At 46.7% G+C, this 5376-nt stretch carries 7 protein-coding genes; all 7 read left to right on the top strand.

Features of this window, described 5'->3' with window-relative positions; translation table 11 throughout:
• Positions 1–87 precede the first annotated feature (87 nt).
• The 7 genes from iscU to B7Y67_RS10225 are packed head-to-tail and all read left to right on the top strand — an operon-like array spanning position 88 to position 5121.
• Complete coding sequence (iscU, locus tag B7Y67_RS10255; RefSeq protein ID WP_293598560.1) at positions 88–474, top strand: Fe-S cluster assembly scaffold IscU; 387 nt, start codon at positions 88–90, stop codon at positions 472–474.
• A 19-nt stretch (positions 475–493) separates the two neighbouring features.
• Positions 494–817, top strand: coding sequence for an iron-sulfur cluster assembly protein IscA (iscA, locus tag B7Y67_RS10250; RefSeq protein ID WP_046330505.1), 324 nt, complete (start codon positions 494–496; stop codon positions 815–817).
• Positions 798–1322 carry a Fe-S protein assembly co-chaperone HscB gene (gene hscB, locus B7Y67_RS10245; RefSeq protein ID WP_293598559.1) on the top strand — a complete coding sequence of 175 codons (525 nt, stop codon included), beginning with the start codon at positions 798–800 and terminating at the stop codon, positions 1320–1322. Before iscA ends, hscB begins: the two co-directional genes overlap by 20 nt.
• Before the next feature lie 18 nt (positions 1323–1340).
• Positions 1341–3206 (top strand): Fe-S protein assembly chaperone HscA, encoded by a 1866-nt coding sequence (gene hscA, locus B7Y67_RS10240; protein ID WP_293598558.1) that lies wholly within the window; start codon positions 1341–1343, stop codon positions 3204–3206.
• A gap of 18 nt (positions 3207–3224) precedes the next feature.
• Positions 3225–3563 carry an ISC system 2Fe-2S type ferredoxin gene (fdx, locus tag B7Y67_RS10235; protein WP_293598557.1) on the top strand — a complete coding sequence of 113 codons (339 nt, stop codon included), beginning with the start codon at positions 3225–3227 and terminating at the stop codon, positions 3561–3563.
• A gap of 49 nt (positions 3564–3612) precedes the next feature.
• Complete coding sequence (locus B7Y67_RS10230) at positions 3613–4734, top strand: DUF3300 domain-containing protein (RefSeq protein ID WP_293598556.1); 1122 nt, start codon at positions 3613–3615, stop codon at positions 4732–4734.
• An 18-nt stretch (positions 4735–4752) separates the two neighbouring features.
• The gene (locus tag B7Y67_RS10225; protein ID WP_293598555.1) at positions 4753–5121 is read left to right on the top strand and encodes a Rap1a/Tai family immunity protein; all 369 of its coding nucleotides are present in this window, start codon (positions 4753–4755) and stop codon (positions 5119–5121) included.
• The last annotated feature ends 255 nt before the right edge of the window (positions 5122–5376 follow it).

The following is a 5376-nucleotide window of genomic DNA, read 5'->3' as shown; positions in this document are numbered from 1 at the left end:
CTCAGCACCATTCAGTGGGCAGCACACTAAGTAGTATTTAAGACAGTTAAGTTAAATAACAGATAAGAGAAATGACGAGGAAACACCATGGCATATAGCGACAAAGTAATTGATCATTATGAGAATCCCCGTAACGTGGGTTCTTTCGAAAAAAGCGATGACCAGGTAGGTACTGGTATGGTTGGTGCACCTGCGTGCGGCGACGTCATGAAATTGCAAATCCGCGTCAATGATCAAGGCGTGATTGAAGACGCTAAGTTCAAGACTTATGGTTGTGGCTCTGCGATTGCATCCTCTTCATTGGTGACTGAGTGGGTTAAAGGTAAAACTTTAGACCAGGCCTTGGAGATTAAGAACTCCTTGATCGCAGAAGAGTTGGCTTTGCCACCTGTAAAAATTCACTGCTCAATTTTGGCTGAAGATGCCATTAAGGCCGCAGTGGCCGATTACAAAGAAAAGCATCTAGCCCAGTAAAGATAAAGAGGCTTTCATCATGGCAATTACCTTAACCGACAAAGCAGCGAAACATGTGCAGCGCAATTTAGATAAGCGCGGCAAAGGCTGTGGCTTACGCTTAGGTGTTCGCACTACTGGTTGTTCTGGCTTAGCCTATCAACTTGAGTATGTGGATGAGGCCGCTCCAGAGGATGCGAAGTTTGAATCCAATGGCATCACTATTTTTATTGATCCCAAGAGCTTGGCCTATTTAGACGGCACTGAATTGGATTTTGTACGTGAAGGCTTGAACGAAGGCTTTAAGTTTCAAAATCCGAATGTAAAAGATGAGTGTGGTTGTGGTGAATCCTTCCGCGTCTGACAATTACTTTCGTTTTTTTGATTTAGAGCAGCAATTCAACCTAGATTTGTCTGCATTAGATCAGGCTTATCTAGCAATTCAAAAAGAGGTGCATCCAGATCGCCATGCCCGTGGCAGTGATACTGAGCAACGACTTGCTATGCAAATGGCTACGCTCGCAAACACCGCCTTTCAGACTTTAAAGAATCCCGTTCAACGCGGACTCTATCTCTGTCAATTGAATGGAGTAGATGCGCGCCTAGAAACGAATACCGCCATGCCAGCCGCTTTTCTCGTGAAGCAAATGGAATGGCGTGAGAGTCTTGAGGATCAAGATGAGGACCTCGGTGCGCTAGAGGCTTTGGCTGAAGAGGTTGACCAAGCGAAGCGAGATATCTTGGCAGAGATTGCTCAAGCCATTGATGCAGCCCAGAATTACGAGCGCGCTGCTGAGTTACTCAGAGGCCTTCTTTTTATTGATAAGTTTGCGCTTGAGCTGGATGACGCTATCTCAGTTCTTGTATAGCTTTACACTCTAGTCCCCATGGCCTTATTACAAATCTCCGAACCTGGTAAATCACTTGCTCCGCATCAGCGACGGATTGCGGTGGGTATTGATCTGGGTACCACCAACTCTTTGGTGGCGATTGTGCGAGATGCTTTGCCTAAAGTGCTTCCGGATTCAGAGGGACGTGAACTGCTTCCTTCGGTAGTGCGCTACCTCCCTAATGGCAGAACGCAGGCAGGCTTCGAAGCGATTGAAAGTATTGTTTCTGATCCCAAAAACACCATTGTTTCTGTCAAACGCTTCATGGGTCGCGGCATTGTCGATGTGGAAAACATTGAAAGCGCACCTTACGACTTTGTCGATGAGCCGGGGATGTTGAAGTTGCGAACAGTTGCTGGTGACAAGAGTCCGATAGAAGTGTCTGCAGAAATTCTCGCACGCTTGCGTCAGCTGGCTGAAGATTCTGTAAACGACGATATCGTTGGCGCAGTAATTACTGTGCCTGCCTATTTTGATGATGCTCAGCGCCAGGCTACTAAAGATGCCGCTAAGTTGGCCGGCATCGAAGTCTTGCGTTTGCTCAACGAGCCTACTGCAGCTGCAATTGCCTATGGTCTTGATAATGCCTCCGAGGGTATCTACGCTGTATATGACTTAGGCGGCGGTACCTTTGACATCTCTATTTTGAAAATGAGTAGGGGTGTATTTGAAGTGCTCTCTACTGGTGGTGATTCAGCTTTAGGTGGCGATGATTTTGACCATCGCCTTTACTGTTGGGTAATCGAGCAAGCAAAACTCCCGCCACTCTCAATTTCAGATCATCGCAAGCTCCTACTTTCTTGTAAACATGCTAAAGAGCTATTGAGTCACAACCCCTTAGCCCGCGTTCATGAAACGCTTGTCGATGGTACTTTAGTGAACGTTGGCATCAGCCAAGCTCAGTTCTTTGAGATTACTCAGAACCTCATTAGTAAAACACTAACAGCAGTAAAAAAAGCTTTGCGTGACGCTGGCCTCAAGGCCGATGAAGTTAAAGGCGTGGTGATGGTGGGTGGTGCGACTCGCATGCCTCATGTGCAACGTGCGGTTGGCGAATTGTTCGGCACCAAGCCCTTAAATAATCTCAACCCTGATCAAGTGGTTGCTTTAGGTGCCGCTATGCAAGCTGACCTACTAGCTGGTAATCAAAGCAAAGATGATGAGTGGTTATTGCTGGACGTGATCCCACTATCTCTTGGTCTTGAAACCATGGGCGGTTTGGTAGAAAAAATTATTCCGCGCAATACACCTATTCCGGTTGCACGTGCGCAGGATTTCACGACCTTTAAAGATGGTCAAACAGCACTAGCAATTCAGGTAGTTCAAGGTGAACGCGAGTTGGCGCAAGACTGCCGCTCTCTTGGTAAGTTTGAATTGCGTGGTATTCCAGCAATGGCAGCTGGGGCTGCCCGTATCCGGGTGACATTCCAGGTGGATGCTGATGGCCTTCTTTCGGTAAGCGCTATGGAGCAGGGGTCAGGAGTTCAAGCCTCAATTGACATCAAGCCATCCTATGGTTTGACTGATGCTGAAATTGCACGCATGCTGCAAGACGGGTTTGCTTCTGCCAAAGTAGATCTCTTGGCCAGATCCTTGCGTGAAGAACAGGTGAATGCACAGCGTTTATTGGATGCCGTACAAACTGCATTGGATTCTGACCGTCGATTGCTGAACGACCAAGAGCAGGTCGCTGTGGATCAAGAGATGGCTACTTTGCAAAAGATTCTGGCTGAAGAAACAGACAGCGCTATTTTGAGAAAAGCAGTAGATCATGCCGCAAAGGCGACCGATGAGTTTGCTCAGAAGCGTATGAACGCCAGTATCCAGAAGGCTTTATCTGGCATGAATGTTGCCGAAATTTAAGAAAAGAAAATTATTAAGATGACTCAGATTGTTGTTCTGCCCCATAGCGAGTATTGCCCTGAAGGTGCGGTACTTGAGGTGACTCCAGGCACCTCTATTTGCGAAGCGCTACTAGAAAATAACATTCCGATTGAGCATGCTTGCGATATGGTTTGCGCTTGCACTACCTGCCACGTGATTGTGAAAGAGGGTTATCAGAGCCTGAATGAGCCAGATGAGAATGAAGAAGATTTGTTAGATCGCGCATGGGGCCTCAATCCCCAGTCTCGATTGTCTTGCCAAGCGATTGTTGCTCGTCAGGATTTAGTTATTGAGATCCCGAAGTACTCTATCAATCACGCCAAAGAAAATCACTAATTCCAAACTCGGCATTAAACTCAAGCAATATTGGAGGATTAATGGGTTTATGAATAATCAATATAAAACGTGGTGTTGCATTGGCGTTATGTCGCTGTTGGGTGCTTGCTCAAATAATAGTGACCCTTATCAAAATGCAGCCTACCCCCAAAGTTATACTCAAAGCGGTGGCTATGGAAGTTCTCCGCAACTGATTTCCTCTGCCCAGTTACAGTCACTGGTGTCCCCAATTGCACTGTATCCTGACTCACTTTTATCTCTCATGCTTCTGGCTTCAACTTATCCACTCGAGGTGGCTGAGGCCTATAACTGGCGTAGAAGTAACTCAAGTCTTAATGGCTCAGGATTGCAAGATGCCCTGAAGGCTCAGTCGTGGAACGACAGCGTGAAGTCATTGATTTCATTCCCGCAGGCATTTGACATGATGGGTAGCAAGCTGCAGTGGACCCAGAACCTGGGGAATGCCTATAAATTGCAGCCAGCAGATACGATGGCGGCAGTGCAGGTCTTGAGAAAGCGTGCTGTGCAGGAAGGAACCCTGAAGACGAATCAACAAATCTTAGTAAGTACGGATGCCAATTCAAACGTTTTGATTAGTCCGGCGAATAGCCAAGTGGTCTACGTACCAAGTTATAACCCCACAGTTGTTTATGGCCCATGGCCATACCCAGACTATCCACCATATCCAGCTTATAACCCTGCTTGGGGAATGATGACATTTGGTCTTGGGCTGGCTGTTGGCGGGGCTTTTTGGTCGACTCCGAGCTGGTCTGATGGCACGATTAATGTAAACAATAATGGCATTAATAATTCAGGTAAATCGACTAGGGGTTTGATCGGCCCAAGTAGCATTCAAAATCAGCAGCGCCTTTTGAATGACTGGAAGAGCAATGCGACCCCGCAAGAGCGTCAAGCAGCAAAAAATGCTGGCCAAAGAGCTAGTAGCAATTTTCAGAAAAATGCCACCCCACAGGAGCGCGCCCAAGCTGATCGTATGAATCAAGAGGCTCGTAATGACTATCAGCAGGATCGTGCAAATCCCAATGCTTATCGCGAAGCTGCCCAAGAAAATGCCATGCGAGAGCAGGCTCGTTACGACCGCATGAATGATGATCGATTTGCTGGTCGAGGCGGTTTTGGTGGTGGTCGTATGGGTGGATTTAGGCGTTAACAAATAGAGAGCTACAAGATGAAATTATTCAGAGTCACCCTATGCGTAGTCAGTGCAATGATGCTTATGCAGTCAAATGCATTTTCTCAGACTAATTTACCGAAAGGCGATGCCTCAACAGCTGCTTTAGTTGATTTATGTAAGAACCTGGATGATCTTGATGGGCAGAACTTTTGCTTTGGGTTTGGGGAAGGTGTGTATCAAGCGTACTTAGCTAATCACAATACCAAAATGAAGGGCAATATTTGTTTTGCCGGAAACGCTGGCACAAGAGAGGAAATTCTTCGGGAGTTCTTAGCTTGGACTCAAGCTAACCCTCAGTTCAATCCAGAACGTGCAGCCAAGACCTTAGTGCGATTCTTCGAGGCGAAGTACCCCTGCAAGTAGCTTGGCTTGGGCGGCAGTCATCATCTGCACCAAAATGATGCGTTTGGCACTGAAAGAACGCATCTTTATATTTCGCAGTTTGAAGTGAGGATTACTATGAATCTGTTGTTCATTCTTTAGTAATACCTCCATAGATTTTCTTTCAAACCACCCTACGTGAACTGACCCCCAAAAGTTGGACCTTATGTCCAACCAAGGGGGTTTTGTTTTATGAGCAAGTACAGTAAGCAGTTCAAGCTAAAGGTAGTTCAAGAG

Source organism: Polynucleobacter sp. 35-46-11 (assembly GCF_002281105.1).
Note: the sequence above shows the minus strand (reverse complement) of the source record. Positions and strands in the feature narration are given on the sequence as shown.